This window comes from Janthinobacterium sp. EB271-G4-7A (genome assembly GCF_020858075.1).
In the GTDB taxonomy this organism is placed as follows: domain Bacteria; phylum Pseudomonadota; class Gammaproteobacteria; order Burkholderiales; family Burkholderiaceae_D; genus Janthinobacterium; species Janthinobacterium lividum.
In genome coordinates this window covers 246,810-273,519 of sequence record NZ_JACYMI010000005.1, presented here as the reverse complement: position 1 = coordinate 273,519, position 26,710 = coordinate 246,810, and the positions used below count along the sequence as shown (strand labels likewise).

Annotated in this window: 20 protein-coding genes and 1 pseudogene; 17 read left to right on the top strand and 4 right to left on the bottom strand. The window is 62.1% G+C overall.

Features of this window, described 5'->3' with window-relative positions:
* Positions 1 to 27 precede the first annotated feature (27 nt).
* A complete protein-coding gene (gene dsbD, locus IGS58_RS26085; protein ID WP_230523079.1) occupies positions 28 to 1,974 on the top strand; it encodes a protein-disulfide reductase DsbD in 1,947 nt (648 codons plus the stop codon).
* A 96-nt stretch (positions 1,975 to 2,070) separates the two neighbouring features.
* Here dsbD and IGS58_RS26080 read toward each other — a convergent pair whose 3' ends face one another.
* A complete protein-coding gene (locus IGS58_RS26080; protein WP_170846394.1) occupies positions 2,071 to 2,604 on the bottom strand; it encodes a Spy/CpxP family protein refolding chaperone in 534 nt (177 codons plus the stop codon).
* 186 nt (positions 2,605 to 2,790) lie between these two features.
* On the opposite strand from IGS58_RS26080, the gene IGS58_RS26075 reads away from it, so the two are divergent.
* From IGS58_RS26075 to IGS58_RS26055, 5 genes are all read left to right on the top strand, one after another.
* Positions 2,791 to 3,519 (top strand): response regulator, encoded by a 729-nt coding sequence (locus IGS58_RS26075; protein WP_034753223.1) that lies wholly within the window; start codon positions 2,791 to 2,793, stop codon positions 3,517 to 3,519.
* Complete coding sequence (locus IGS58_RS26070) at positions 3,516 to 4,874, top strand: ATP-binding protein (RefSeq protein ID WP_034778284.1); 1,359 nt, start codon at positions 3,516 to 3,518, stop codon at positions 4,872 to 4,874. Before IGS58_RS26075 ends, IGS58_RS26070 begins: the two co-directional genes overlap by 4 nt.
* An 88-nt stretch (positions 4,875 to 4,962) precedes the next feature.
* Positions 4,963 to 6,135, top strand: coding sequence for an efflux RND transporter periplasmic adaptor subunit (locus tag IGS58_RS26065; protein WP_070259520.1), 1,173 nt, complete (start codon positions 4,963 to 4,965; stop codon positions 6,133 to 6,135).
* Complete coding sequence (locus IGS58_RS26060; RefSeq protein WP_230523078.1) at positions 6,132 to 9,242, top strand: efflux RND transporter permease subunit; 3,111 nt, start codon at positions 6,132 to 6,134, stop codon at positions 9,240 to 9,242. The genes IGS58_RS26065 and IGS58_RS26060 overlap by 4 nt, the downstream gene beginning before the upstream one ends.
* A gap of 271 nt (positions 9,243 to 9,513) precedes the next feature.
* The gene (locus tag IGS58_RS26055) at positions 9,514 to 10,395 is read left to right on the top strand and encodes a hypothetical protein (protein ID WP_225317160.1); all 882 of its coding nucleotides are present in this window, start codon (positions 9,514 to 9,516) and stop codon (positions 10,393 to 10,395) included.
* A gap of 76 nt (positions 10,396 to 10,471) precedes the next feature.
* Here IGS58_RS26055 and yihA read toward each other — a convergent pair whose 3' ends face one another.
* Positions 10,472 to 11,215, bottom strand: a complete 744-nt coding sequence (gene yihA / locus IGS58_RS26050) for a ribosome biogenesis GTP-binding protein YihA/YsxC (protein ID WP_034778293.1) — start codon at positions 11,213 to 11,215, stop codon at positions 10,472 to 10,474.
* A 186-nt stretch (positions 11,216 to 11,401) separates the two neighbouring features.
* On the opposite strand from yihA, the gene IGS58_RS26045 reads away from it, so the two are divergent.
* The 5 genes from IGS58_RS26045 to IGS58_RS26025 all read left to right on the top strand — a co-directional run bounded on the left by IGS58_RS26045 (position 11,402) and on the right by IGS58_RS26025 (position 17,281).
* The gene (locus IGS58_RS26045) at positions 11,402 to 12,073 is read left to right on the top strand and encodes a c-type cytochrome (RefSeq protein WP_230523077.1); all 672 of its coding nucleotides are present in this window, start codon (positions 11,402 to 11,404) and stop codon (positions 12,071 to 12,073) included.
* Between the two features lie 185 nt (positions 12,074 to 12,258).
* A complete protein-coding gene (locus tag IGS58_RS26040; protein WP_034778297.1) occupies positions 12,259 to 14,355 on the top strand; it encodes a cytochrome c biogenesis protein ResB in 2,097 nt (698 codons plus the stop codon).
* A gap of 49 nt (positions 14,356 to 14,404) precedes the next feature.
* Positions 14,405 to 15,556 (top strand): c-type cytochrome biogenesis protein CcsB, encoded by a 1,152-nt coding sequence (ccsB, locus tag IGS58_RS26035; RefSeq protein ID WP_034778299.1) that lies wholly within the window; start codon positions 14,405 to 14,407, stop codon positions 15,554 to 15,556.
* Positions 15,557 to 15,640: 84 nt separating this feature from the next.
* Positions 15,641 to 16,618 (top strand): protein-methionine-sulfoxide reductase catalytic subunit MsrP, encoded by a 978-nt coding sequence (msrP, locus tag IGS58_RS26030; protein ID WP_034778301.1) that lies wholly within the window; start codon positions 15,641 to 15,643, stop codon positions 16,616 to 16,618.
* Between the two features lie 9 nt (positions 16,619 to 16,627).
* A complete protein-coding gene (locus IGS58_RS26025; RefSeq protein ID WP_230523076.1) occupies positions 16,628 to 17,281 on the top strand; it encodes a sulfite oxidase heme-binding subunit YedZ in 654 nt (217 codons plus the stop codon).
* Here the strand turns inward: IGS58_RS26025 and lptM are convergent.
* Positions 17,278 to 17,502: an LPS translocon maturation chaperone LptM gene (lptM, locus tag IGS58_RS29110; RefSeq protein ID WP_268989974.1), complete on the bottom strand. Its 225-nt coding sequence runs from the start codon at positions 17,500 to 17,502 to the stop codon at positions 17,278 to 17,280. The genes IGS58_RS26025 and lptM overlap by 4 nt on opposite strands.
* Between lptM and cyaY the strand changes: the two genes are divergently transcribed.
* Positions 17,501 to 17,830, top strand: a complete 330-nt coding sequence (gene cyaY / locus IGS58_RS26015; RefSeq protein WP_034778305.1) for an iron donor protein CyaY — start codon at positions 17,501 to 17,503, stop codon at positions 17,828 to 17,830. The two genes, lptM and cyaY, sit on opposite strands and share 2 nt — an antisense overlap.
* A gap of 175 nt (positions 17,831 to 18,005) precedes the next feature.
* Here cyaY and IGS58_RS26010 read toward each other — a convergent pair whose 3' ends face one another.
* A complete protein-coding gene (locus IGS58_RS26010) occupies positions 18,006 to 20,351 on the bottom strand; it encodes a penicillin-binding protein 1A (RefSeq protein WP_046681678.1) in 2,346 nt (781 codons plus the stop codon).
* A 301-nt stretch (positions 20,352 to 20,652) separates the two neighbouring features.
* On the opposite strand from IGS58_RS26010, the gene pilM reads away from it, so the two are divergent.
* From pilM to IGS58_RS25985, 5 genes and pseudogenes are all read left to right on the top strand, one after another.
* On the top strand, positions 20,653 to 21,285 hold the full coding sequence (pilM, locus tag IGS58_RS26005; RefSeq protein WP_230523074.1) for a pilus assembly protein PilM: 633 nt from the start codon (positions 20,653 to 20,655) through the stop codon (positions 21,283 to 21,285).
* On the top strand, positions 21,282 to 21,854 hold the full coding sequence (locus IGS58_RS26000; protein WP_230523073.1) for a PilN domain-containing protein: 573 nt from the start codon (positions 21,282 to 21,284) through the stop codon (positions 21,852 to 21,854). Before pilM ends, IGS58_RS26000 begins: the two co-directional genes overlap by 4 nt.
* A 2-nt stretch (positions 21,855 to 21,856) precedes the next feature.
* Complete coding sequence (locus tag IGS58_RS25995) at positions 21,857 to 22,894, top strand: pilus assembly protein PilP (RefSeq protein ID WP_070259532.1); 1,038 nt, start codon at positions 21,857 to 21,859, stop codon at positions 22,892 to 22,894.
* A 92-nt stretch (positions 22,895 to 22,986) separates the two neighbouring features.
* Positions 22,987 to 24,312, top strand: a pseudogene (locus IGS58_RS25990) (type IV pilus secretin PilQ); the annotation flags it as partial.
* Positions 24,313 to 24,424: 112 nt separating this feature from the next.
* Positions 24,425 to 26,656 carry an Ig-like domain-containing protein gene (locus IGS58_RS25985; RefSeq protein ID WP_230523072.1) on the top strand — a complete coding sequence of 744 codons (2,232 nt, stop codon included), beginning with the start codon at positions 24,425 to 24,427 and terminating at the stop codon, positions 26,654 to 26,656.
* Positions 26,657 to 26,710: the final 54 nt, after the last annotated feature.

The window sequence follows — 26,710 nt, the reverse complement described above, 5'->3', positions numbered from 1 at the left end:
TCTGTCGAATGGTTGAAAAGGTAGTTCATGTCCCGTTTCCCCTCCAGCGCCACCGCGCGCGCCGCTCCCCTACATCAACTGCTGATCTGGTTTGCCACCTGTTTGCTGCTGGCCATGGCCGTCTTTGGCACGGGGCAAGCCCGCGCCGACGATGAATTCCTGGACCCCGAGCTGGCCTTCAAGTTTTCCGCCCGCATGCAGGATCCGGCCACCATCGCCGTCACGTATGTGATTGCCGATGGCTACTATATGTACCACGAGCGCTTCAAGTTCGAGGCCGTGGGCGCCAAGCTGGGCACGCCGGTGTATCCGGCTGGCAAGGTCAAGTTCGACGATACCTTCCAGAAGAACGTGGAAACCTTCCGCAAGACCCTCACCATCACGATTCCCGTGGAAGCTGCCGGGCCGTTTACCTTGAAGGCGACGGGACAGGGCTGCTCCGACAAGGGCTTGTGCTATGCGCCGCAGGATGCGACAGCCCAGCTGGTGGGCGGTGGCGGCGGCCAGAGCATGGCGCCGGGCGGCTTGCCGTCGAAGTTTGCCTTGCCGGCCGCGCCCGCAGTCGACACGGCGGCCGTCAACGGCCCGCAGGCGCAAGCGTCGCCTGGCGTGTCCGTGATGAGCATTCCGCAGGCCGACATCACCAGCACGCCCGAGCCGGTCGCGGCGGCGCCCGTGGCGGCAAGCCCCGCGCCCACGCAAAGCGAGATGGGCAAGATCGAAGCGGCCCTGAAGGGCGGCAAGCTGCTCGTCATCGTGCCCCTGTTCATGCTGCTGGGCCTGGGCCTCGCATTTACGCCGTGCGTGCTGCCGATGGTGCCGATTTTGTCGTCGATCATCATCGGCGATGGCGGAAAGGTCAGCCGCTCGCGCGGTTTGCTGCTGTCGCTGACGTACGCGCTGGGCATGGCCATCGTCTACACGGCGCTGGGCGTGGCGGCCGGTCTGGCGGGCGAAGGTCTGGCGGCCCAGCTGCAAAACCCGTGGGTGCTGGGTTTCTTTGCCCTGTTGATGGCGGGCCTGGCGCTGTCGATGTTCGGCTTGTATGAACTGCAAGTGCCGGCTTTCCTGCAAGGCAAGCTGACGTCCGTATCGAACCAGCAATCTTCGGGCCGCCTGGCGGGCGTGTTCGTCATGGGCGCCATTTCCGCCCTGATCGTGGGGCCCTGCGTGGCCGCGCCGCTGGCCGGCGCCTTGCTGTACATCAGCCAGACGCGCGACGTCGTCATCGGCGGCAGCGCCCTGTTTGCCATGGCGGTGGGCATGAGCGTGCCTTTGCTGCTGGTGGGCGTGTCGGCTGGCACCTTGCTGCCCCGTGCCGGCGCCTGGATGGATGCCGTCAAGCGCTTCTTTGGCGTGCTGCAACTGGGCGTGGCCTGGTGGCTCGTCTCGCCCGTGCTGCCGGGCGCCGTGCAGATGCTGGGCTGGACGGTCTTGTTCGTCGGCTATGGCATGTATTTGTTGGTGGGCAAGAGCGGCGCGAAGAACGCCTGGGTAGCCAAGGCCTTCGGCCTCGTGTTTGCCTTGCTTGGCGCGATGCAATTGGTGGGTGTCGCCAGCGGTGGCCGCGACCCGCTGGCACCGCTGGCCCACCTGGGCGGCGGGCAGGTGCATGCCCAACCGTTTACGCGCGTGAAGACCGTGGCGCAGCTGGACGCGGCGCTGGCGCAGCTCAATGGCAAGCCGGCCCTGCTGGACTTTTATGCGGACTGGTGCGTGTCGTGCATCGAGATGGAAAAACTGACCTTCGTCGATCCCGCCGTGCGCGAGAAGATGGGGCAAGCCGTACTGCTGCAAGTGGACGTGACGGCCAATGACGCGGACGACAAAGCCATGCTGAAACGTTTCCAGCTGTTCGGCCCGCCGGGCATCATCATGTTCAACCCGCAAGGGCAGGAAATTGCCCAGTCGCGCGTGATCGGCTTCCAGAATGCAGCCACCTTCCTTAACTCCTTGCGCAAGCTCGACGAGTAGGCCGGGTAGGTCGGGTTAGCCCGTGAGGGCGTAACCCGACACCACCATACACGCCAACAAAGTTGTCGGATTACGGGCCTGCGGACCTAATCCGACTTACCCGGCTTTCGGCTGCTGATGCATGCCATGGTGGCCGCCGCGATGGCCGCCGTGCTTGCCGCCAGGCACGCTGTCATCAAACACTTTCTTTTGCTCCGGCGTCAGCACGGCGTAGAAGGTTTTCAGCGAGGCCAGACGGCTTTCCTGGCTGGCGATGCGTTCCTTCGACATGGCGATCCATTGCTCCATGCGTTCCGGCGCCGACAGCTTGGCCATCGCTTCGCGCTTGGCCTTCCAGTCACCCATCGGTTTTTTCGGCGCGTTGGCGGCCGTGAATGTGGCCCAGGCCGGTTCCTGCGCGGCCGTCAGCTTCAGCTTGTCATGCAGGCGGGCCTGGTACTTGGCCATGCGCTCGGCAGGATTGCCGCCGCGGTGCTGGCCGCGGTGGCCATCGTGTTGCATCTTGGTACTGGCGGCAGGCGCGCTGGCGGCCGCTTCCTGGGCGTGGACGGTCAGCGATGCCGCACCCATGCCGAGTACGCTCATGGCGATGATCAAGTTCTTGCGCAAGGTTGTCATTGAGGCGTTCATCTGGATTCCTTTGTAAAAGTGAGGGATGTACATGTTGCTGCACATGAATCCATGTTGGACGCGCCATGTTTCCCCGAAGTGTCCGCTGCCAGACAGTTTGTATCTATATGTTTCTTCGGGTCTTCTATATACAAGACGATACAAATGCGTTGTGCAAGGGCGGGGGAAGTGGGGATAATTCGTACCATGGAACCCACTTCTACAATTCTCATCGTCGATGACGACCGCGATATCCGCAGCTTGCTGGCGGACTACCTGGAAACGAACGCCTACCGCACCCTGGGTGCGGCGGATGGCACGGCCATGTGGAAAATCCTCGATGAAACGCGGCCCGACCTGATCGTGCTCGACTTGAACCTGCCTGGCGATGACGGCCTGACCTTGTGCCGCAAGCTGCGCGCCCAATCGACCGTGCCGGTGATCATGTTGACGGCGCGCAACGAGCCGCTGGATCGCATCCTGGGCCTGGAAATGGGCGCCGACGATTACTTGCCGAAACCGTTCGAGCCCCGCGAATTGCTGGCGCGCATACGCAGCGTGCTGCGCCGCAGCCATGCCATGCCGTCGAACGTGCCGTCGGACAAGGCGCAGCAAATCCGCTTTTCCGGCTGGACGCTGGACCTGACGGCGCGCCACCTGCTCAATCCCAGCGGCCTGGTGATCATGCTGTCCGGCGCGGAATTCCGCTTGCTGCGCGTCTTCCTGGAACACCCGAACCGCGTGCTCAACCGCGACCAGCTGCTGAATCTGACGCAGGGCCGCGACGCCGATCCGTTCGACCGCTCGATCGATATCCAGATCAGCCGTCTGCGGCAAAAGCTCGGTGAAGATGCCCGCTTGCCGCAAATTATCAAGACCGTGCGCAACGGCGGCTACGTGCTGGCTGGCCAGGTCAATGTGGAGCCGCACGCGTGAAGGCCTTCCTGGGCTCGATGACGGGCCGTGTCTTCATGTTCTTGTTGATCGGCATCGTCGCTTCGGCCGCGCTGACGCAGTGGCTGGCCGTGGGCGAACGCCAGCGCGCCATCGAGCAATACCGCGACTACCACGCCGTCGAGCGGGCCGAGCAGCTGGTGATGGCGGCCGACGTGGTGCCGCTGGCCTCGCGCGCCGCCTACCTGAAAGTGGCCAACAAGGGCAGCGTGCGCCTGGAGTTGCGTCCCGATACGGAACATAGGCCCGGTGCGCCGACGGAATTTTCCACCGCCCTGCAAGCCAAGCTGGGCGAAGGCTTCAAGGTCAGCGCGCTGGCCGAACGTCCGGCCGCCTGCGTCAAGCCGCGCCAGTCGCCGGGTATGTTTTCCGCCAAGCCATGGGGCGGCACCTGCGAAAACCTCGACGTGCGCATGCAGGATGGCCACGTGCTGCGCCTGATGGTCTTGCCACCGCGCCAGCAGCCACCGTTCAATGAACATAACGACTGGATGACCCTGCTGCCTTTCCTGATCAGCATCGCCATCCTCGCCTATCTGGTGACGCGCATGACCATGCGCCCGCTCAAGCAGCTGGCGCAGGCGGCGAAAGACCTGGGCAATGACATCAACCATCCGCCGCTGACCCTGTCGGGCGCCAGCGAGATCCGCCAGGCCAGCGCCGCCTTCAATGCCATGCAGGCGCGCATCCGCCAGCATATTTCCCAGCGGACACAGATGCTGGCGGCCATCACGCACGACTTGCAGACGCCGCTGACGCGCTTGCGCTTGCGCCTGGAAAAAGTGGCGGATACGGAATTGTATGACCGTCTGGTGGGCGACCTGTCGGCCATGCAAAGCATGGTCAAGGAAGGGTTGGACCTGGCCCGCTCGATGGACAGCACGGAAGCGATGCAGGCGCTCGATCTCGATTCCCTGCTCGATAGCGTCTGCTCCGACGCGGCCGATGCCGGCCAGAAAGTCACCCTCAGTGGACAGGCGGGCATGGCCCTGATGGCGCGGCCCATTGCCATGCGGCGCTGCCTGGTGAACCTGATCGACAATGCCGTCAAATATGGCCTGTACGCGCAGGTCACCGTCGAGCGCATCGCCGGCGCCGCGCGCATCTGCATCCGCGACGGCGGGCCGGGTATTGCGCCAGATCAACTGGCTAAAGTGTTCGAACCGTTTTACCGCATCGAGACGTCGCGTTCGCGCGAATCGGGCGGCACGGGCCTGGGCCTGACCATCGCGCGCAATATCGCCGAGCAGCACGGCGCCACGGTTTCACTGCTCAATCACGTCGACGGTGGACTGGAAGTCACCCTCATCGTGCCAGAGTATTACGCAGGAAAGTGAGCATTTCCGTGCGACAATATTGTGCTTTATGCCCCCCTGGCAACTACATTCAACCTGCAGCCCTGCGCTGCAACAGCGTGACAGAACAATGAAAAAGACTAGTCTGGCAATCCTCGTGGGTGCGGCCCTGTGTATCGGTGGCGGCATCTGGTATTTCAATCATCAATCCGGTGCGGCGACCAGTGGGCAGGATGGCAAAGGGGGCAAGGGTGGACAGGCGCCGACGACCGTGAGCGTGGTCGCGCCGGTGCGCCAGGATGTGCCGATGGTGCTGCAAGCCAACGGCAGCGTGATGCCCATCAGCAGCGTGGACTTGCACCCGCAGACGACCAGCACGATCACCAAAGTGCATATCCGCGAAGGCCAGTTCGTCAAGCAGGGCGAGCTGATGTTTACGCTGGACGCGCGCAGCGAGCATGCGAATGTCGACAAGGCGCAGGCGCAGGTCTTGCGCGACCGCGCCTCGGTGCAGGACTTCGAGCGCCAGCTCAAGCGCAACCAGGATTTGCTGAGCAAGAATTTCATCGCCCAGGGCGCCGTCGATACCCTGCAAAGCCAGCTCGACGCGGCACGCGCCTTGCTAGCCGCCGACCAGGCCGCGTTGCGCGCGGCCCAGGTCGACTCCAGCTACACCGTCCTGCGCGCCCCGCAGGCGGGCAGGGTGGGCGCCATCAATGTCTACGCCGGCAGCCTGGTGCAGCCGACCACGTCGCTCACCAGCATCACCCAGCTCGACCCGATCGACGTGTCGTTCACCTTGCCGGAAAGCAGCCTGTCCGGCTTGCTGGCGGCGCAAAAGGCGGGCGAGGTGCCTGTCACGGCGCTGCTGTCCGATGCGGGCGGCAAGCAGCTCGATGGCAAACTGAATTTTATCGACAATGCCGTCGATCCCGCCACGGGCGTGATCAGGATCAAGGCCCGTTTCAATAATGGCGGCACCGATTTGTGGCCCGGCCAGTACGTGAATACGCAGCTGACCGTGCGCACCCTCAAGGATGCGCTGGTGATCCCGCAAAACGCCATCATCACGAGTACTGCCGGCACCTTTGTGTACTCGATGGAGGCGGACAGCACGGCCAAGATGCGCAAGGTGACGCGCGTGTATGCATTCGGACCGAACGCCGTCGTCACCGGCCTGGCGGGCGATGAAAAAGTCATCGTCGATGGCAAGCAGAACTTGCGTCCAGGTAGCAAGGTGCGCCTGGTGGAAAAACACAAGGCTGCCGATGGCGCCGCCGCACCGCAGGGCAAGCCAGCATGAACCTGTCCGAACTGAGCATCCGGCGCCCCGTCATGGTGGTGCTGCTGTCCCTCTCCATCATCCTGGCCGGCGTGCTGGCCTATCTGCAAATTCCCGTGGCGGCCTTGCCGAGCTACAACACGCCCGTCATCAATGTGAGCGCCGACCTGGCCGGCGCCAGCCCGGAAACCATGGCCTCGTCGGTGGCCTTGCCGCTGGAAAAGCAATTTTCCACGATTTCCGGCCTGAGCCTGATCACCTCCACGAGTACGCTGGGCAATACTTCGCTGACCCTGGAATTTGACGCCAGCATCAATGTCAACGAGGCGGCCGTCGACGTGCAGGCGGCCCTGCTGCGCGCGCAGCGCCAGTTGCCGACGGAAATGACGGACTTGCCGTCCTACCGCAAGGTCAATCCGGCCGATGCGCCGGTGCTGTTCATCCAGATGACGTCGCCATCGCTGAACTTGTCGGACCTCAACGATTACGCGGAAAACCTGATCGCCCCCAGCCTGTCGACCTTGCCGGGCGTGGCCCAGGTCATCGTCAATGGCCAAAAGCGCTTTGCCGTGCGTGTGCGCGCCCGTGCCGACCTGATGAATGCGCGCAATCTGACGATGGACGAGCTGGCCACCGCCTTGCGCACCTCGAACACGAATTCCCCGCTGGGCATCCTTGACGGCCCGAGCCAGACCCTGACCATCCAGGGCAATCCGCAAATGATGAAAGCGGCCGATTTTGCCGAACTGATCGTCGCCAGCCGCAACGGTCAGCCCGTGCGCCTGAAAGACGTGGCCGAGGTGGAAGACAGCTTTCAATCGATCAAGGCCGTCGGCAGTTTCAATGGCGAGCGCTCGATCAGCCTGATGGTGCAGCGCCAACCGGACGCCAACACCGTGCAAGTGGTCGATGGCGTGCGCCGTTTGCTGCCGGGCTTCAAGGAACAATTGCCGCAGTCGATACAGATCAGCCTGGTCAACGACCGTTCGCTGTCGATCCGCGAAGCCATCCACGACGTGAATCTGACCTTGGCCCTGACGGTGGTGCTGGTGGTGCTGGTGATCTTCCTGTTCCTGCACCGCGCGGCGGCCACCTTCATTCCTGCCGTCACCATGCCGATTTCCCTGCTCGGCGCGCTGGCCCTGCTGTACTGGCTCGGCTACAGCCTCGACAACGTTTCCCTGCTGGGCATTACCCTGGCCGTGGGCCTCGTCGTCGACGATGCCATCGTGGTGCTGGAGAACATCGTGCGGCATATCGAGATGGGCAAGAAACCCATACGCGCGGCGCTGGAAGGGGCGAAAGAGATGGGCTTTACCATCATCTCGATCTCCGTCTCGCTGGTGGCCGTGTTCATCCCTATCTTCTTCATGCCGGGCGTGATCGGCTTGCTGTTCCATGAATTCGCCGTTGTCGTCTCGCTGGCCGTGCTGGTGTCGGCCGTCGTGTCGCTGACCCTGGTGCCGATGCTGGCCAGCCGCTTCCTGCCGGCCGATTCGCGCGAGCACAATGACAGCGACCCCAGCCATGGCGAAAAAACCTTCATCGGCCGCCATTTCGAAGCGGGTTTCACGAAATTGCGCAACGGTTATGTGCATCTGCTCGACAAGGCCCTGGCGCACCGCAATGTGGTGCTGTTCGTTGCCGTGTGTACCTTTGCGCTGACGGTGCTGTTGTACGCGACGATACCGAAAGGTTTCTTCCCTGAAGAAGACTTGGGCCAGATCCAGGTGAATACGGAAGCGTCGGAAGATATTTCCTCGGCGGCACTGCAAGACTTGCAAGCCCGCGTGGCTGCCGTGCTCAAGGCGGACCCCAGCGTGCAGGACGTGACCTCGTTCGTCGGCGGCGGCAACACGGGCCGCATGTTCATGGTCTTGAAACCGCGCAGCGAGCGGCCGAAAATGCCGGTGGTGCTGGAAAACCTGCGCCGCGCGGCGGGGACCGTGCCAGGCATGGCCGTGTATTTCCGGCCCGTGCAAAACTTGCAACTGGGCGGGCGCCAGAGCAAGAGCCGCTACCAGTACACCTTGCAAAGCGTCAGTCCCGACGCCTTGAATGACTGGGCGGAAAAGTTTATTGCCGGCATGCGCACGGATCCCGCCTTCCGCGACGTCACCAGCGATTCGCAGATCAAGGGCTTGCAGGCATCGCTCAGGATCGACCGCGACAAGGCCAACCTGCTGGGCGTGCAAATGTCCGACATCCGCACGGCCCTGTACAGCGCCTTTGGCGAGCGGCAAGTGTCGACCATCTATTCGTCGGCAGCCAGCTATTACGTGATCCTGGAAGCGGCTACGGCGGACCGCCAGTATGACGATGCGCTCACGCGCGTGTCCGTGCGCAGCAAGACGGGCGAACTGGTGAGACTGTCGAGTATTGCCTACGTGGAACGCACGATTGGCCCCACTTCCGTCAATCACCAGGGACAGTTGCAGGCCGTCACCATTGCCTTCAACCTGGCGCCGGACGTGCCGCTGGGCATCGCCACAGGCAAGATCGATGCGATGGCCAAGGACATGAGCTTGCCAGCCTCCATCATCACGCGCTATGGCGGCGACGCGGCCGTGTTCCAGAGCTCGCAGTCCAGCCAGATCATCCTCATCATTGCCGCGCTGGCCGTGATCTATGTCTTGCTCGGCGTGCTGTATGAAAGCTATATCCACCCGCTGACCATCCTGGCCGGCTTGCCATCGGCGGCCGTGGGAGCGCTGCTGACCCTGCGCCTGTTCGGCATGGACCTGACCATGATCGCCATCATCGGCATTTTGATGCTGATCGGCATCGTCAAGAAAAATGCGATCATGATGATCGACTTCGCCCTGCATGCGCAGCGCAACGACGGGCTGGCGCCGGCAGAGGCCATCCGCCAGGCGTGCATCCTGCGTTTCCGCCCCATCATGATGACGTCGGCGGCGGCCTTGATGGGCGCCTTGCCGATCGCCCTGGGTCTGGGCGCCGGCGCCGAGCTGCGCCAGCCGCTGGGCCTGGCCGTGGTCGGCGGCTTGCTGTTTTCGCAAGTGATCACCCTGTTCATCACCCCCGTGATCTATCTGTTCCTGGATAAGTACAGCGGCACGGGACCGTTGACGGACGAGCAATTGGTGGCGCTCGACAACAAGGCCTGAGCCGCCACACGGCCAGCACCGGCGCCCCGTTCCTCGTGAATGCGGCGCCGGTTTTGTATGGGCCGTGATACATACGGTAACAACCGTCAAGCGACGGCTCGGGTACTCTGGTTACCGCTGCAAGGAATGCCGCTATCCTGTACGCTTCGGGTTGGATATGCCGAGGAAGTGTTCCCAAAAGCAAGGGACTCTGGCACTATGGCTGCCCTGTAAGATTACTTTTGTCGCTACACAGAAAGCACGATTCATTTTGCATGACACGACCCATTTGATGGCTGCCGATTCCGATGTTTGCCCCACCTGCGGGCAAGTGATCCAGCCACCACCGGCCTACGGGTCCACGACCAGCACCATGCGCAAGGTGGCGCTCGGCGTGTCCGTCTTGCTGCACGTGCTGCTGGCGGCGTATGCATTGTTTCGCAGCGATACGATCGAAAAGATCCCGCCGCCGAAGAAGGAAAGCGCGATGGTCTACATTGCGCCACTGAAAGACAAACCGCAGCCGCAGCCGAAACCCACGCCGAAACCGAAGGACACGAAAGTGGCCAAGGTCAAACCGCCACCGGCGCCGAGCAAGCGCGTGGTCACAAAAGACGTGCCGCGCGACAAGCCAAAACTGGAAACATTCACGCCGCCGCTGGTGTCGAAAGTGCCGTTGCCGCCGCCGCCGGCTGAAGACATGAGTTCGATGATCGAGCAGCGCCGCAAGCAGCGCGAGGCGCAAAACCCCGCGCCGCCGGCCGAGGAAAGCGAAAACGACCGCGCCATGCGCGTGGCCAAGGCGAATATCGCCGGCGCCCAGGGACGCAATTCCGGCAGCGACCGCGAGGATTCGGGCGGCGTGTTTTCCATCGTCAACCAGACTTCGTTCAGTGCCGAAGTCAAGTTCAAGGGCTGGAACGGCAACTTCAAGCGCAACTGGCTGAAGCAGGAAAAAGTCGAGCTGGGCAATGAGCCCGATATCGAAACGGCCATTTTGAAGAAGATGATCCAGCTGATCCGTGCCGAAAAGCCCGGTGATTTCGTCTGGGAATCGCGCCGCCTGGGGCGCAACGTCAACCTCAGCGCCCGCGTGGAAGATACGGCCGAGCTGATGGCCTTCCTGCGCCAGGAGTTCTTTTCCGAGAAACGGCCAGGGCCGGGACGGCGCTAGGCGCTCGTAAAACTGGCAATAAAAAAGGCTGCACCGTGTGAACGGGCAGCCTTTTTTTACGCAGCGTTGATCTCGATCAAGCCGGTTTGTCGGTTCCCGCTTCCGGTTCGACGTCGTCTTCCATGTCGATCAGTTCGACCATCTGGGCCGCGCCATCTTCGCTGATGCCGGCCAGTTCCATGATCTTGTCGTTGGCTTCGTCGATGCCGACGCGCTTTAGGGCCGAGAACAGTTGCACGGTGAACGGGAAACCGACGCCGTCTTCATCCACGTAGCTGTCGAGCTTGGCTTTCGCCTGGCGCAAGGCATTCACGGATTCATTGCGGTTCAGCTTATCGACTTTCGTCAGGATGCAGTGGATCGGTTTGCCCGTCGGGGCGAACCATTCCAGCATCTGGATGTCCAGGTCGGTGAACGGACGGCGCGAATCCATGATCAGGATCAAGCCCGCCAATTGCTCGCGGCGCTGCACATAGTCGCCCAGCAGGCGCTGCCAGTGCAATTTGGCCGAGCCCGAGACTTCCGCGTAGCCGTAGCCCGGCAAGTCGACCAGCAGGCATTCGATCTCTTCGACGATGGTGGCATCCTTGCGGTGCTGCGCCACGTGGGCGCCGCCGATGGAGAAGTAGTTGATGTGCTGGGTACGGCCAGGTGTCTTGGAGGCGAACGCCAAGCCTTTCTGATTACACAAGATGTTGATGGCGGTCGATTTACCGGCATTGGAGCGGCCGGCAAAGGCGATTTCCGGCACCGTGGTATCGGGCAGGTCACGCAATTGGTTGACGGTCGTAAAGAAGCGGGCTTGCCAGAGTTTTGACATGGGAGTAGTAAAGCAACAAAAGGGAGCGATAAGGGAGCGATAACGCCAAGAAGCTATTGTACAATAAGGGGTTGTTTATTGTTGCCGGCGTAGCAGCGATGCGGCTTGCGGCCCTGAAAATAAAGCAAAAATCCACAGGGCGCGGCAATGTCCACCACTAATTTCTCACTGTCTCAGGGTGCCTGAATGAATCGTGCGTTTTCACCGTTTATCAAATCCATGCTGCTCGCTTTGCTGGCTGTATCGGCAACTGCCTCTGCGGTCGAAGCAGCGAAACCGGCCGTCAAGGTCGACGCGGCCAAGGGCGCTACCCTGTACGCCGATGGCGATGCGGCACGCGGCCTGCCTGCCTGTGTCTCCTGCCATGGCGTGGCCGGCAATTCGACCATCACGGTCAATCCGAAGCTAGCCGGCCAGCACGAAAGCTATATCTACAAGCAACTGGTCGACTTCACCACGCCGGAGCGCAACCAGCCCGTCATGACGACGTACGCGAAGATGCTCAGCGACGCCGACAAGAAGAATATCGCCGCCTACCTGGGCGCGCAGCTGTCCAAGCCGGGCGCCGCGAAAAACAAGGATACGATCGACCTGGGCAAGAAAATCTACCGTGGTGGCATTGCTTCCAAGCAAGTTGCTGCCTGCGCCAGCTGTCATGGCGCGACGGGCAATGGCATTCCCGTCCAGTATCCGCGCATCGCCGGCCAGCACCAGGACTACACGGTGGCCCAGCTGGCCATGTTCCGCAGCACCAAGGCTGATGCCCGCAAGAACAGCGCGCAAATGCACACCATCGCCGCCCGCATGTCGGATGACGAGATCGCCGCCGTTGCCGATTACATCGCCGGCCTGAAGTAAGTTTTCATAGTGGCAAGAGATTGCCAGGCGCACCAGCGCGCATGAACCAGGGCGGCCGTCTCAACAGGCTGCCCTTTTTTATGGCAGGGGCCAAACAGGAGTATGCTGCCGCCTTGCGCGGAGAAACACTCTGCTCCATGCCTAAATTTTCTTGAAGATTGCATATCCCGTATGAGTATCAACGTATGAGCACAGGCACGACCGGAATCGAGTTAAAGACCCAACGCCGCAGCCTGGCTGAATTCGTCGAGCTGGTCTCGTCGATGCGCTTTGCCATCAGCCTGCTGACCCTGATCGCCGTCGCGTCCATCATCGGCACCGTGCTCAAGCAAAATGAGCCCATGCCCAATTATGTGAACCAGTTCGGCCCGTTCTGGTTCGCCGTCTTCGACAAGCTGAGCCTGTACTCCGTGTATTCGGCCTGGTGGTTCCTGGTCATCATGGGTTTTCTCGTCGCCTCGACCTCGCTGTGTATCGTGCGCAATGCACCGAAGATGCTCAAGGATATGCGCAGCTGGCGCGACAATGTGCGCGAACAATCCCTGCGCAATTTCCATCACAAGGCGGAATGGCAGGCACCGCTGCCACGCACCGTGCTGGCGCAGCAGATGGTGATGCGCCTGAAAGACGCCGGCTACGCGGCCAAGGTGGTCGAGAAGGACAACGCCACCCTGGTCGCTGCCAAGCGGGGCGCGGCCAATAAATGGGGCTATATCTTTGCCCACGGCGCCATCGTCATCATCTGCGTGGGCGGCTTGCTCGATTCGGAAATGCCCATCCGCGTACAGCAATGGTTCTTTGGCAAGACGCCGTTTTCCGGCAGCGGCGTGATCGCCGACATTCCCGCCCAGCACCGCCTGAGCCTGTCGAACCCCACTTTCCGCGGCAACACCATGATCCCGGAAGGCGCGTCGAGCAACACGGCCATCATTCCCCAGGCCGATGGCGTGCTGATCCAAGATTTGCCCATCACCATCCTGCTGAAAAAATTCCACATCGATTTCTACAGCACGGGCATGCCCAAGCTGTTCGCCAGCGATGTCGTGGTGACGGATCATGAAACAGGGAAAAGTTTCCCTGCAACCATCAAAGTCAACCAGCCGCTGCTGTACAAGGGCCTGGCCCTGTACCAGTCCAGCTTTGAAGATGGCGGCAGCAAGCTCAAGCTGACGGGCTTTCCCATGACGGGCAAGACGACGAAACGCTTCGATATCGGCGGCGAAGTGGGCGGCAGCACCCCGCTCGAGCGCAGCGACGGCAATTCCTACACGGTGGAGTGGTCGGGTTTCCGCCCGTTCAACGTGGAAAACCTCAGCGCCGGCCAGGACGTGCGGGCCGTCAGCAAGGCGGAAAGTTTCAACGATAAGTTTGCCGTCGGCCTGGACAAGCGCCTCGGTTCGGCCGCCAAGAATGCGAACAACAAGGATCTCAAGAACGTCGGTCCTTCGGTGCAATACAAATTGCGCGACAAGACGGGCCAGGCGCGCGAGTACCAGAACTACATGCAGCCTGTCACCGTGGATGGCACGACGGTGTTCCTGGCCGGCATGCGCGTCAACCCCAGCGACCCGTTCAGCTATCTGCGCATTCCCGCCGATGACAATTACAGCGTGAACGAATGGATGCGCTTGCGTGCCGCGCTGCAAGATCCCGCGCTGCGCCAGCAGGCCGCCACGCGCTATGCGGCGCGCGCCATGCCGCAACCGGGCGCGGAAGCCTTGCGCGGCCAGTTGCAGGAATCGGCGGCGAAAAGCCTGGGCATCTTTGCTGGCAATGGGCAAGAGGGCGGCTTCCTCGCCATTTCGCGTTTCCTGGAGAAAATTCCTGCCGCCGAGCAAGAAAAAGCGGCCGATATCTTCATGAAGATACTGAATGGCAGCCTGTGGGACTTGTGGCAGGCGGCGCGCGCCCAGGATGGCTTGAAAGCCATCGAGGCCGATGACAAGCATGGCCGCTTCCTGCAACTGGCCACGAATGCGCTGTCCGACAGCTTCTTCTATGGCGCGCCCGTGTATCTGCAACTCGACGACTTCACGGAAATCAAGGCGTCCGTGCTGCAGGTGACGCGTTCGCCGGGCAAGAGCGTGGTCTACCTCGGCTGCCTGTTCCTCGTGATCGGCGTGTTTTCCATGTTTTATATCCGCGAGCGCCGCCTGTGGGTGTGGATCAAGGATGGCGAGGGCGGCAGCGATGCCTTGATGGCCATGAGCACGCAACGCAAGACGCTGGATTTTGAAAAAGAATTTGAGAACTTGAAGGCAAAGCTGCCGCAATCGGCGTAAGCTGCGCTGTGTCTGGGACGCTTGCGCGTCGCCTGCAATGGAGAAAATGATGGAATTGGCAAACAAGCAAATATATACGCAGGAACCAGGATTTTTCAAGCGCCTGAGCCTGATCGATTGGCTGTATGGCGCCGGCTTGCTGGCCGCATCCCTGTTCGGCCTGGTGCGCTTTGGCGCCTTCATGGATATCTATGAAAAAGCCATCTTGCTGGCCGCGGCGCCCACGTTCGCGTGGCTGGGCTGGTACTGGAAGCCCGTGCGCTGGCTGATCCCCGTGGCAGCCGTGCTGTCGCTGTTCGCCATCGAGCTGTACGCTGGCCACCTGGAGATGGCGAACCAGAAATTCTTCCTGAAATATATCTTGTCGAGCCAATCCGCCATCTTGTGGATGGGCACCCTGTTCGTGCTGTCGACCCTGTTCTACTGGATCGGCCTGGTGGCGCGCTCGGAATTCGGCTCGTCCGTCGGCTCCCTGTTGTGCTGGGCCGGCGTCGTGCTGGGCCTGACGGGCATGCTGGTGCGCTGGTACGAGTCTTACCTGATCGGTGCCGACGTGGGCCACATTCCCGTGTCGAACCTGTATGAAGTGTTCATCCTGTTTTCCTTGATCACGGCCATGTTTTACCTGTACTACGAGCAGCATTACGCGACGCGCCAGCTGGGCGCCTTCGTCATGCTGGTCATTTCCGCGGCCGTCGTGTTCCTGATGTGGTACACGGTCACGCGCGACGCGGCCGAGATCCAGCCGCTGGTGCCGGCCCTGCAAAGCTGGTGGATGAAGATCCACGTGCCGGCCAACTTCATCGGCTATGGCACCTTTGCCCTGTCGGCCATGGTGGCGGCGGCCTACCTGCTCAAATCGAGCGGTTACCTGGTCGACCGCCTGCCGTCGCTGGAAGTGCTCGATGACGTCATGTACAAGGCTATTTCCGTCGGCTTCGCTTTCTTCACGGTAGCGACCATCCTGGGCGCCTTGTGGGCGGCCGAAGCATGGGGCGGCTACTGGTCGTGGGACCCGAAAGAAACGTGGGCGCTGATCGTCTGGCTCAACTATGCAGCCTGGCTGCACATGCGCCTGATGACGGGTTTGCGCGGCCGCGTCGCCTCGTGGTGGGCGCTGGTGGGCTTGCTGGTGACGACCTTCGCGTTTTTGGGCGTGAATATGTTCCTTTCTGGATTACATTCTTACGGCAAGCTTTAATTGTTTTTTGCATGACAGAAGCGTCATGAACGGTCCGGGAAAACTGGTGTAAGGTACAAACAATCACCTTTTCCCGGAGCCGCCATGTTGATCAAGCGCAGTCCCAACGGCATTGAGTTGCCGTATTCTTCCGAAATCACGCCGCGTGCCGTGTTTGAATCGCGCCGCAGCTTCATCAAGCAAATCGCCCTGGGCTCCGTGTCCAGCGCGGCCTTGCTGGAAATGGCCAGCCGCGAAGCGTTCGCGCAAGGCACCAATCCCAAGCTGGCCGCCAAGCTCAATCCTGCCTATTCGGCGCTGGAAAAGCAGACGGCCTATAAAGACGCCACCAGCTACAACAATTTCTACGAATTCGGCACGGACAAGAGCGATCCGGCGCAAAACGCGGGCACCTTGCGCACGCGGCCATGGACAGTCAGCATCGAGGGCGAAGTCAAGAAGCCCATGACCCTGGACCTCGACGCGCTGCTGAAGCTGGCGCCGCTGGAAGAGCGCGTGTACCGCTTGCGCTGCGTGGAAGGCTGGTCGATGGTCATCCCGTGGGTCGGTTATTCCTTCTCGGAAATCATCAAGAAGGTCGAGCCGACGGGCAATGCGAAGTATGTGGAATTCATCACCCTGGCCGACAAGAAGCAGATGCCAGGCGTGGGCAGCCGCGTGCTGCAGTGGCCCTACACGGAAGGCTTGCGCATCGATGAAGCGAATCATCCGCTGGCGCTGCTCACCCTGGGCATGTATGGCGAAACCTTGCCGAATCAGAATGGCGCGCCCGTGCGCATGGTTTTGCCGTGGAAATATGGTTTCAAATCCGCCAAATCCATCGTCAAGATCCGTTTCGTCAAGGAGCAGCCGCGCACCTCCTGGAACCTGTCGGCGCCGTCCGAATACGGTTTTTACTCGAACGTGAATCCGAACGTCGATCATCCGCGCTGGTCGCAAGCTTCCGAGCGGCGCATCGGCGAAGACGGTTTTCTCACCCGCAAGCGCAAGACCCTGATGTTCAATGGCTACAACGATGTCGCTTCCTTGTATGCGGGCATGGATCTGAAGAAGTTCTTTTAAGGAAATACCATGGCCATCAATCCCACGGGCAGGCAGTTGTCGCTGCTGAAAAGCCTGATCTTCTTGCTGGCGCTGCTGCCGTTCGCGCGCATGGTCTGGCTGACGTACACGGGGCAACTGGTGGAGCCGCTGGAATTCATCACGCGCGGCACGGGCGACTGGACCCTGTATTTCCTGTGCATCAGCCTGGCTGTCACGCCCTTGCGGCGCTTCACGCAATGGAATTGGCTGATCAAGCTGCGGCGCATGCTGGGCCTGTTCGCCTTTTTCTACGCGGCGCTGCACTTCACCACTTTTTTATGGTTTGATCACTTTTTCGACGTGCAGGAAATGTGGAAGGATGTGCTCAAGCGTCCGTTCATCACGGTGGGTTTCATCGCCTTCGTGCTGCTGATTCCGCTGGCCGTGACGAGCACGAACGGCATGGTGAAACGCCTGGGGGGCAAGCGCTGGCAGTGGCTGCACCGCTTGATCTATGTCATCGCGCCGCTGGGTATCTTGCACTTCTGGTGGATGAAGGCGGGCAAGAATAATTTCGCGCAACCGATCCTGTTCGGCAGCATCGTCGCGCTACTGCTGTTAATCCGCGTGGTTTTCGCCTGGAGCAAGCGAGAGAAGAGCGCCAGGGCGGCCAAGGCTGCCACCCCGGTACGCTCGGCTTAGCTTGCTGGCACGATCACCGGTGGTGGCGGCACGGGCGCCGGTTCGACCGGGCCTTTGGCTGGCGCGCCCTTGGCCGCCGGCGGCTTGGGCAGGTACAGGGGGCCGGGCTGGCCGCAGCCGGCCAGGACGCTAGAAACCACAATGGCGGTGCCGATATAAAACGCTGAGGATGACTTCACGATTAGAATCACGGTTTGATTAAGATCTTTGGAGTGTAGCATGAGCGAATCGGAATTCCTGGCCCTGGCCGAAGCCACCCTGACCCAGATCGAGGCGGCGCTGGACCGGCTGAACGATGAAGACGTGCTCGACGTCGAATGCAGCCGCAGCGGCAATGTGCTGGAAATCGAGTTCATCGATAACGGCACGAAAATCATCGTCAACAGCCAGGCCCCCATGCGTGAAATGTGGGTGGCTGCCCGTTCCGGCGGTTTCCACTACAAGCGCGTGGGCGACGAGTGGATCAACACGCGCGACAGTTCGGAACTGTTTGCGGCTTTGTCGGCCATGGCCAGCGAGCAGGCGGGCGCGGCAGTTGTATTGAAGTAAGTGTTTGAAGTGATGCATAAAAAATGGGCAGCCTTTGCGGGCTGCCCATTTTTTGTGGTCCAGTGTCGGGTAGGTCGGGTTAGGCCGCAGGCCGTAACCCGACACCACCACCGGCGCCAACGATGTTGTCGGATGACGCGCTTGCGCGCTAATCCAACCTACCCGGCCTACGTGTTTAAAATAGCTCGTTCTTCACAGCCTCTTTCGCTTTCTCTTCCTCCGGCGTGCCACGCGCCGCGCCTTCCAGGCTGCCCACGCCCGTGCCCGGTGGATTTTCCGCATAGTAATACTCGTCGCCCACATGGATCAGGCCTTCCGGCACGGCGCGTTCCTCGACGGGGATGCTCTTCAGGGCTTTCGCCATGTAGCTGATCCAGATCGGCAAGGCCAGGCCGCCGCCCGTTTCCCGGTTGCCCAGGTTGCGCGGCTGGTCGTAGCCGATCCAGGCGATGCCCACCAGCTTGGCCTGGTAGCCGGCGAACCACGCGTCGATCGAATCGTTGGTCGTGCCCGTCTTGCCGGCCAGGTCGGGACGCTTCAAGGCCATGGCTTTATTGGCCGTGCCGAAGCGCACGACGTCGTTGAGCATGCTGTTCATCATGAAGGCGTTGCGCTCGTCGATGACCCGGTTGGCTTCCTCTCCCGCCAGGTCCGGCTTGGCTTGCGACAACACATTGCCGTCGCTATCGGTCACCTTGGCGATCAGGTACGGGTTGATCTTGTAGCCGCCATTGGCGAACACGGCATACGCGCCCGCCATCTGCAGCGGCGTCACGTTGCCGGCGCCCAGGGCCAGGGTCAGGTACGGCGGGTTCTTGTCCGCGTCAAAGCCGAAGCGCGTCGCGTATTCCTGGCCATACTTGGCGCCGATCTTGTGCAGGATGCGGATGGAAATCATGTTCTTCGATTTCATCAAGCCTTTGCGCATGGTCATCGGACCATCGTATTTGCTGTCGTAGTTCTTCGGTTCCCACGCCTGGCCTCCCGTCTGGCCCGCGTCGAACGAGATCGGCGCATCGTTGATGATGGTGGCCGGCGACAGGCCCCGTTCCAGCGAAGCGGAATAGATGAAGGGTTTGAAGGCGGAACCTGGCTGGCGCCACGCTTGCGTGACGTGGTTGAACTTGTTGCGGTTGTAATCGAAGCCGCCCACCATGGCGCGAATGGCGCCGTCCGTGGTGCTGGCCGAGACGAACGCCGATTGTACTTCCGGCATTTGCGTCAAGACCCAGGCATTGCCTTCTTGCATGACGCGGATCACGGCGCCGCGCTTGATGCGGCGGTTCGGCGCCGCTTTTTCCGACAGCCAGGCCGCGCCGAAGGTCAGGCCGGGGCCCGTGATCGTGATTTCCTCGCCGGCCGACGTGACTGCCTGCAGCGATTTGGGCGACGCTTGCAGCACCATGGCGGCGATGATGTCGTCGCTGTCCGGGTGGTCGGCCAGTTCCGTCTCGATCGCGTCGTCCGCTTCGGCCTTGGTTTTCGGAATCTCGATATACGCTTCCGGGCCGCGGTAGCCGTGGCGCTTTTCGTAATCCATCACGCCCTTGCGCAAGGCGATGTAGGCGGCGTCCTGGTCTGCCTTGGTGATGGTGGTGTAGACATTCAAACCGCGCGTGTAGGTGTCTTCCTTGAATTGCTCGTAGACCAGCTGGCGCGCCATTTCCGACACGTATTCCGCGTGCACGCCGAAGGCGCTGCTGTCGGTTTTCACTTTCAGCTCTTCATTCTTGGCTTCCGTGTATTGCTCTGGCGTGATGTAGCCCAGCTGCGCCATGCGCTGCAGGATGTATTGCTGGCGCATGCGCGCGCGTTTCGGATTGACGACAGGATTGTAGGCCGACGGCGCTTTCGGCAAGCCGGCCAGCATGGCCGCTTCGGCCACGGTCAGGTCCTGGATGTTCTTGCCGAAATAGATTTGCGCGGCCGAAGCGAAACCGTAGGCGCGCTGTCCCAGATAAATCTGGTTCATATACACTTCGAGGATCTGGTCCTTGCTGAGATTTTTCTCGATCTTCCAGGCCAGCAAGACTTCATACGCCTTGCGCTTCAGGGTCTGTTCGCTGGACAGGAAGAAATTGCGCGCCACCTGCTGCGTGATGGTCGAGGCGCCTTGCTTGGCGCCGCCCGTCAGGTTGTGCAGGGCCGCGCGGGTGATGCCCAGGTAATCGACGCCGCCATGTTCATAGAAGCGGTCATCTTCGATGGCCAGCACGGCTTTCTTCATGACATCGGGAATATCCTTGATGTGCACCATGTTGCGGCGCTCCTCGCCGAATTCGCCGATCAGCACGCTGTCGGACGTGAACACGCGCAGCGGCATCTTTGGCTTGTAATCGGTCAAGGTATCGAGCGCCGGCAGGTTCGGATAGGCCATGGCCAGGCCAAAGACCACCAGCAAGACGCCGACGATGCCCAGGCCCAGCAGCGATGCCAGGGCCATCAGCAGGAAACGTTTGGGTTTGCTGCCCTTGGTGGGCGGCTTTGAGCCAGCGGGGCCAGCGGATTTTGAAGATGTCATGCGTCGTATGTCTTTCGGTTAATTATGCCGGCCAATTATAAGCGAGCTTGCCGGGGTGGCAGCGCGCTGTGGCGCTTGCCGGGGGGAGTGTCGAAACTTGCCGATACTCTATATAAGCGTGTATTGGCCCGCTGGCAACCAGGATTTGGTAACAATTATTCTGCGCCAGATCACGGCCCGGCCAGATAGGCGCCGCGCGCAGCACACTCCGGCGTGAAATCCGTTTACAAGCCAGCGCTGCCGGGACTAGGCTTTCGGATGGCAGGAACCCTTCCCACGCTGACGTTTCTCTATGAAAAACATGCCCATTAGCAATTTTCTTGGCACCAGCTTGCTGGGCGTCGACATCGCGGACGATGCCGTGCGCGTCGTCGAGTTGAGGCGCCGGCGGGGAAAGCTGTCGTGCCGGCATTGCGGCGCCGCCACGCTGGCGCCCGGCGTGATACTGGAAGGTAATGTCGAGGACATGCTGGGCCTGGCCGATGCCCTGCGCCATGCACACCGCGACAGTGGCAGCGCCTGCACGCGGGTGGCGCTGGCCATGCCGGCCACGGCCCTGATCACGCATGCGATCCGCTTGCCCGCCGGATTGGCGGAAGAACAGCTGGAAATCCTCGTGGAACTGGAAGCGGCGCAATACATGCCGTTCGCGCTGGAAGACGCCAGCCTGGATTTTTTCATTCTCGGCCCCGCGCCGCCGCTGCCCGGCACGGCAGGCAAGGAGGTCGACGTGCTGCTGGTGGCGGCGCGGCGCGCCAGCGTGCAGCGCCGTCTCGATGCGGCCAGGGCCGCGGGCCTGCTGGCCGTCGTCATGGATAGCGAGGCGCTGGCCTTGCAGGCGGCGCTCGCGCAGGGTGGCTGGCAAGCCTTGCCCGACGGTGGCGTGGCATACCAGCTGGCCTGGGGCCTGGCCTTGCACCGGTACGCCCGATGACGGTCCGGGGGCAAGTCCAGCGCATCAACCTGTTGCCGTATCGCCCTGCGGCACGGCGCAGGCGTATTCAGCTGCTGCTGGGGCAACTGGCGGGCGGGGCGCTGCTGGGATTGCTATTGGCCCTGGCGACAGGCGCTTGGCAGCGGCACGAGCTCGACGCGCAGCTGCGCCGCCAGGAGGGCTGGCGCAGTGCCATGCAGCAAGTCGATGCTGTCCTTGCCACCAGCAAGCGGGTGCAGGGCGAGACGGCGGCGCTGCTGCTGCGCCAGCAGGCCATTGCCAGTTTGCAAGAGCAACGCAATGCCTGGGTACGCATGCTGGATGTGCTGGCCCGGGCGATGCCGGCCGGCGTGGCCTTGCACAGTGTGCGCCAGGAAGCGGCGATGGTGCGTCTGCAGGGGCAGGCTGCGTCGCAGGACAAGGTCGCGGCACTGCTGCTGGCGCTGGAACAGGCGGCGCCCTGGTCCCGGCCGGAATTGGTGGAAGTGCGACTGGAAGTGCGCGGCGCGGCCGATGGCGCCGTGGAATGGACGGTACGGCTGGCTTTGGCACCTAGTCCTGGAGGTTGATCATGCTGAGCTTGAAGACTGCATCGCTGTGGCCGCTACCTGCGCGCCTCGCTTGTGCTGCCCTGGCCGGTACGCTGGTGGCGGCCGTACTGCACCTTGCATGGCTGGATGGCCTGAGTGTTGCCGTGCAGGCGGCGCAAGGCGAGCAGGCCCGCTTGCGCGCCGCCTATCTGTCGGCGCAGGCCAGGGCGAAGCAGTTGCCGCAATGGCGCGCACAGCAGCGCCAAGCCGGCGCCGAACTGGCCCTGCTGGAACAGCAACTGCCCGACCAGCAGGCGATGGCGCTGCTGTTGACGCAGATTAATGCCGCAGGCCAGTCGCGCGGACTGCAATTTTCCCTGTTCAAGCCCGGTGCGGCCCAGCCGCAAGCGCCCTATGTCGCCTTGCCGATCGCCATACAGTTGCGCGGCGGCTACCACGCTATGGGCGCGCTGCTGGCGGACCTGGCGCGCCTGCCGCGCATCGTCACGGTGCATGGGCTGGCCTTGACCCTCGGCAAGGATCGCTTGCTGACCCTCGATGCCGTGCTGCACGCGTATCGCTTGCCCGCAGCGGGGGAGCGGTTGGTACAAGCGGCTTTGGCCCCCAAGGCCGGCGCGCCGGCAGCGGCGCCGGCATGGCGTCCGCTTGCCGCTGTCGCGCCGCATCCCTACGAGGCCGCCGCCTTGCCCGATCCTTTTAATGCATTGCCGCCGGCCAGCGCGACGGGGCCGCTGGGTACTGTGGCGGAGCCCGACCCACGCCGCGTGCGCGAAGCGCTGGAAAGCGTGCCCTTGCCAGCCATCAGCATGGTCGGCAGCGTGCAGCAGGACGGGCGCCTGAGCGCGCTGCTGCTGGCGGGCCAGCGCGTGTACCGGGTAGCGGTGGGCCAGTACCTGGGGCAAGACCACGGCGTGGTGACGGGGATCAGTGAACAGGCTGTGCAGTACCGTGAATTGCTGCGCGAGGCGGATGGTCCCTGGCGCGAGCGGCGCGGCAGCCTGGCCTTGCAGTTGGCGGGAGCGGGGCCGAAGGCCAGCGTGCCCGAGGCGGCGCCATGAGGCCGCGCCCCATGCTCCTGGCCGCCCTGCTGTGTCTGCATGCCTGCGGGCTTGCCCAGGAGGCCGTGGTGCACGTGTCGGCCCCGCGCCTGTATGCGGGCGAGAAGATTTCCGTCGACTTCCAGAACGTGGGCGTGCGCGCGGCCCTGCATATCCTGGCCGATGCGTCGGGCCAAAACATCATCGCCAGTGACAGCGTGGCGGGCAATGTGACCCTGCGCCTGCGCGACTTGCCGTGGGACCAGGCGCTCGACGTGCTGCTGCAGGCCAAGGGCCTGGACATGCGGCGCAATGGCAGCGTGCTGTGGATCGCGCCGCGCGAGGAAATGCTGGCACGCGAAAAACTGGAACTGGAACAGCGTGCGCAGATCGCGGAACTGGAGCCGTTACAGTCGGCCATCTTCCAGCTCAATTACCAGAAGGCCGAAGCGTTCCGCACCGTGTTCGGCCTGGACGCGGGGGAAGGGCGCAGCCGGCTGCTGTCGCGCCGTGGCAGCGTGCTGATCGAGCCGCGCACGAATCAGCTCTTCGTCACCGACGTACCGGCGCGCCTGGAGCAGATCCGTCAACTGATCGCCAAGACAGATATTGCGACACGGCAAGTAATGATCGAGGCGCGCATCGTGGAGGCGAACGACAGTTTCAGCCGCAACCTGGGCGCGCGCCTGGGTTTTACGGACCAGCGCCTGGCGGCGGGCCAGCTGCCCGGTTTTTCCCTGGGGGGCAGCGGGCGCCGCGCGGCCATCGGCGGCAGCTACCAGGGCGTGGGCGAGGCGACGGGGCAAACGGTGGCAGGTAGCGGCGCCTTCGTGCCGAACACGCAATTCGTCAACTTGCCAGCCGCCAGCATCAATGGCTTGCAGCCGGCCAGCTTCGCCCTGAGCCTGTTTTCGGCGGCCGCCAATCGCTTCCTGAACCTGGAACTGTCCGCGCTGGAAGCGGACGGCAGGGGCAAGATCATTTCCAGCCCCCGCGTGGTGACGGCCGACAAGGTGCTGGCGCTGATCGAACAGGGCATCGAACTGCCGTACCAGGTGGCCACCAGCAGCGGCGCCACGTCGATCACATTCCGCAAGGCGAACCTGCGCCTGGAAGTGACGCCGCAGATCACGCCGGACGGCAACGTGGTACTGGAAGTGGATGTCAACAAGGATAGCGTGGGCCAGGAAACCCGTTCCGGCTTCGCCATCGACACCAAGCACGTGCGCACGCAGGTGATGGTGGAAGACGGCGGCACGGTGGTGCTGGGCGGCATCTATCAGCAATCCGAACGGGGCACGGACAGCAAGGTGCCACTGCTGGGCGACATCCCCGTGCTCGGTGTTTTTTTCCGCAGCACGGGCCGCAGTCAAGAAAAAACGGAACTGATGGTGTTTATTACGCCGAAAATAGTGGCAGATCGGCCAGCAACACGTTAATGTCACATCTTTACGTTTAAGTAACAATGCACACGAAAGCGGACTGATGGCGACTATGCGGAATGTATCTTGGGGCAACACTTATTGGAGTCGGGTATCGAATTGGCTGGTCTTGCTGGCGCTGGGCACCTTGCTGGCCGCGTGTGGCGGCGGTGGTGGTGATCCCACCATCGATGGCGGCAGCAGTGGCGGCACGACGGGTGGCGTGGCCGCGGCGGTCAGCGTGACCTTGTATAACGGGGCGGGCCTGCCCAGCAATGCATTGAGCAGCACGACACCGTTGACGGCCAAGGCGCTTGTCAGCGACAAGAATGGTGCGCCCATCGGCAATGCGGTGGTCACGTTTTCAAGCGATGCCACGCTGGTATCGTTGTCGTCAACCAACGGCACGGCGCTGACCGATGCCAAGGGCTATGCCAGCATCACCATTTCGGCCTTGAATGCGACGGTCACCGGCGCGGGCAAGCTGACGGCGACTGTCGCGGCGGGTACCGCCACGGTAAGCGGCGACGCGAGCTATGCGATCAAGACGGAGCAGGCTGCGGGTGCAAAAATGACGCTGTCGCTGCTCAACGGCGGCAGCGCCAGTAACGCGCTGTCGAGCGCGACTCCGCTGACGGCCAAGGCCGTAGTCACCGATCTGAGCGGGAAACCGATCAGCGGTGCGCTGGTATTGTTTTCTACCGACAACGCTTTGGCCACGCTGTCGTCCTCGACGGGCACGGCGCTGACTGACGACAATGGCATGGCCAGCGTCATCTTGCGGCCAGTCAGCCTGCTGGTCAGTGGTGCCAGTACATTGCAGGCCACCACCAGCGTCAATGGCGCCACCGCCAATAGCCAGGCCAACTATGTGCTCGGGGCCACCGAATTGTTTGCGTTGAACTTGACATTCCTGCCGAATAGTATCGCTGCGTATGGCTCCACGACCATGTCGGTGGATATCTATTCCGGCGATATTATGACGGGCGGAACCCCATACCTGGGGCCTGGCGCGACGGTCCGATTTAGCTCGCCCTGCATTTTGGCAGGAAAGGCCAGTGTGGCAACGGACGTTGCTGCCAATAACGGCAAGGCAACGGTCGTGTATCGCGATCTCGGTTGCAGCAACACCGACAAGATCAATGCCAGCGTGGTTGGCAGTAACAGCGCCACGCACTCGTCCCTGCCTGTTGGCTCCCCCGCGCCGGCATCGATACAGCTGTCAGCCGTCAGCCCGGCAGGCAAGTCCATCGTGATCAAGGGACAGGGCGGCCTGCTGCGCACGGAAACTGCGACGCTCACGTTCCGCGTGTTCGACACCTTTAACAAGCCGCTTGCCGGCCAGGATGTGACGTTCTCGCTGGACGACGGGGCTGCCGTCACCCTCAATAAGTTGACGGACACCACCGATGCCAATGGCGAGGTCATTACCACGGTCAATTCCGGTACTACGCCGACCACGTTCCGCGTGAAGGCGGCGCTGAAATCCTCGCCGTATATGAATACGTATTCCGACTCCATCCTCGTCACGACCGGCAAGCCCGTGCAGTCGGGATTCTCGATCAGCGTGGGCAAGTCGAATGTGGAAGGCTGGTCGTATGACAGTACCTTGAACACGCCGGCGACCACTGTCACGGTGTTGCTGGCCGACCAGGCGGGCAATCCTGTTCCTGACGGTACGCCCGTCGCATTCCAGAGCAGCCTGGGCGCCATTGGATCGTCCAGCATGGGCGGGTGCATCACCTCCAATGGCGGTTGCTCGGTCGACTTCCGCAGCCAGGAGCCGCGCACGGCAAGCAATCCTCCCGTCACGCCCTGCAATGATGTCAGCAATGGCGGTACGGCAGACAAACCATGGCCAGGCCTGGCGTTGATCTGTGCCAGCACGACCGACGGCAGCAAGCCGCTGTTTGTCAGAACGGCCATTTTCCTGAGCGGCAGTCACGCCGAGAATGTCACATTGCTCGATGGCGCACATAGCGTCAGTCTCGACGGCAGCGCCTATGATCTGGGCACCGTGAAGGCTGCGGATGTGCGTCAATTCAGTGTGCGGCTCAGCGATGCACGCCAGAATCCCATGCCTTCCGGCAGCACGGTGTCGATTACCAACATGGTCAACGGTAGCGCCACCATATCGCCCACCAGCGTGCAAAATGTCTTCCCGCATAACGCCTTCGGTGTCGATGACAGGACCGGAAGCAACATTCAGGGTAACCAGGGAAGCTGGCATGCCGTTACAATTAACAGCCTGACGCCGACCAGCTGTACGATCCCGTTGACCAGCACGTTTAATTTGACGGTGACCACGCCGCTGGGCAATACCACCAGTTATCCGTTTAAACTGGCATTCTCTTGTCCTTGACGCTAGGGGAACGGGCAGTACTGCGCAGGGGGCAGGCTGCTCGTGGTGTGCGTT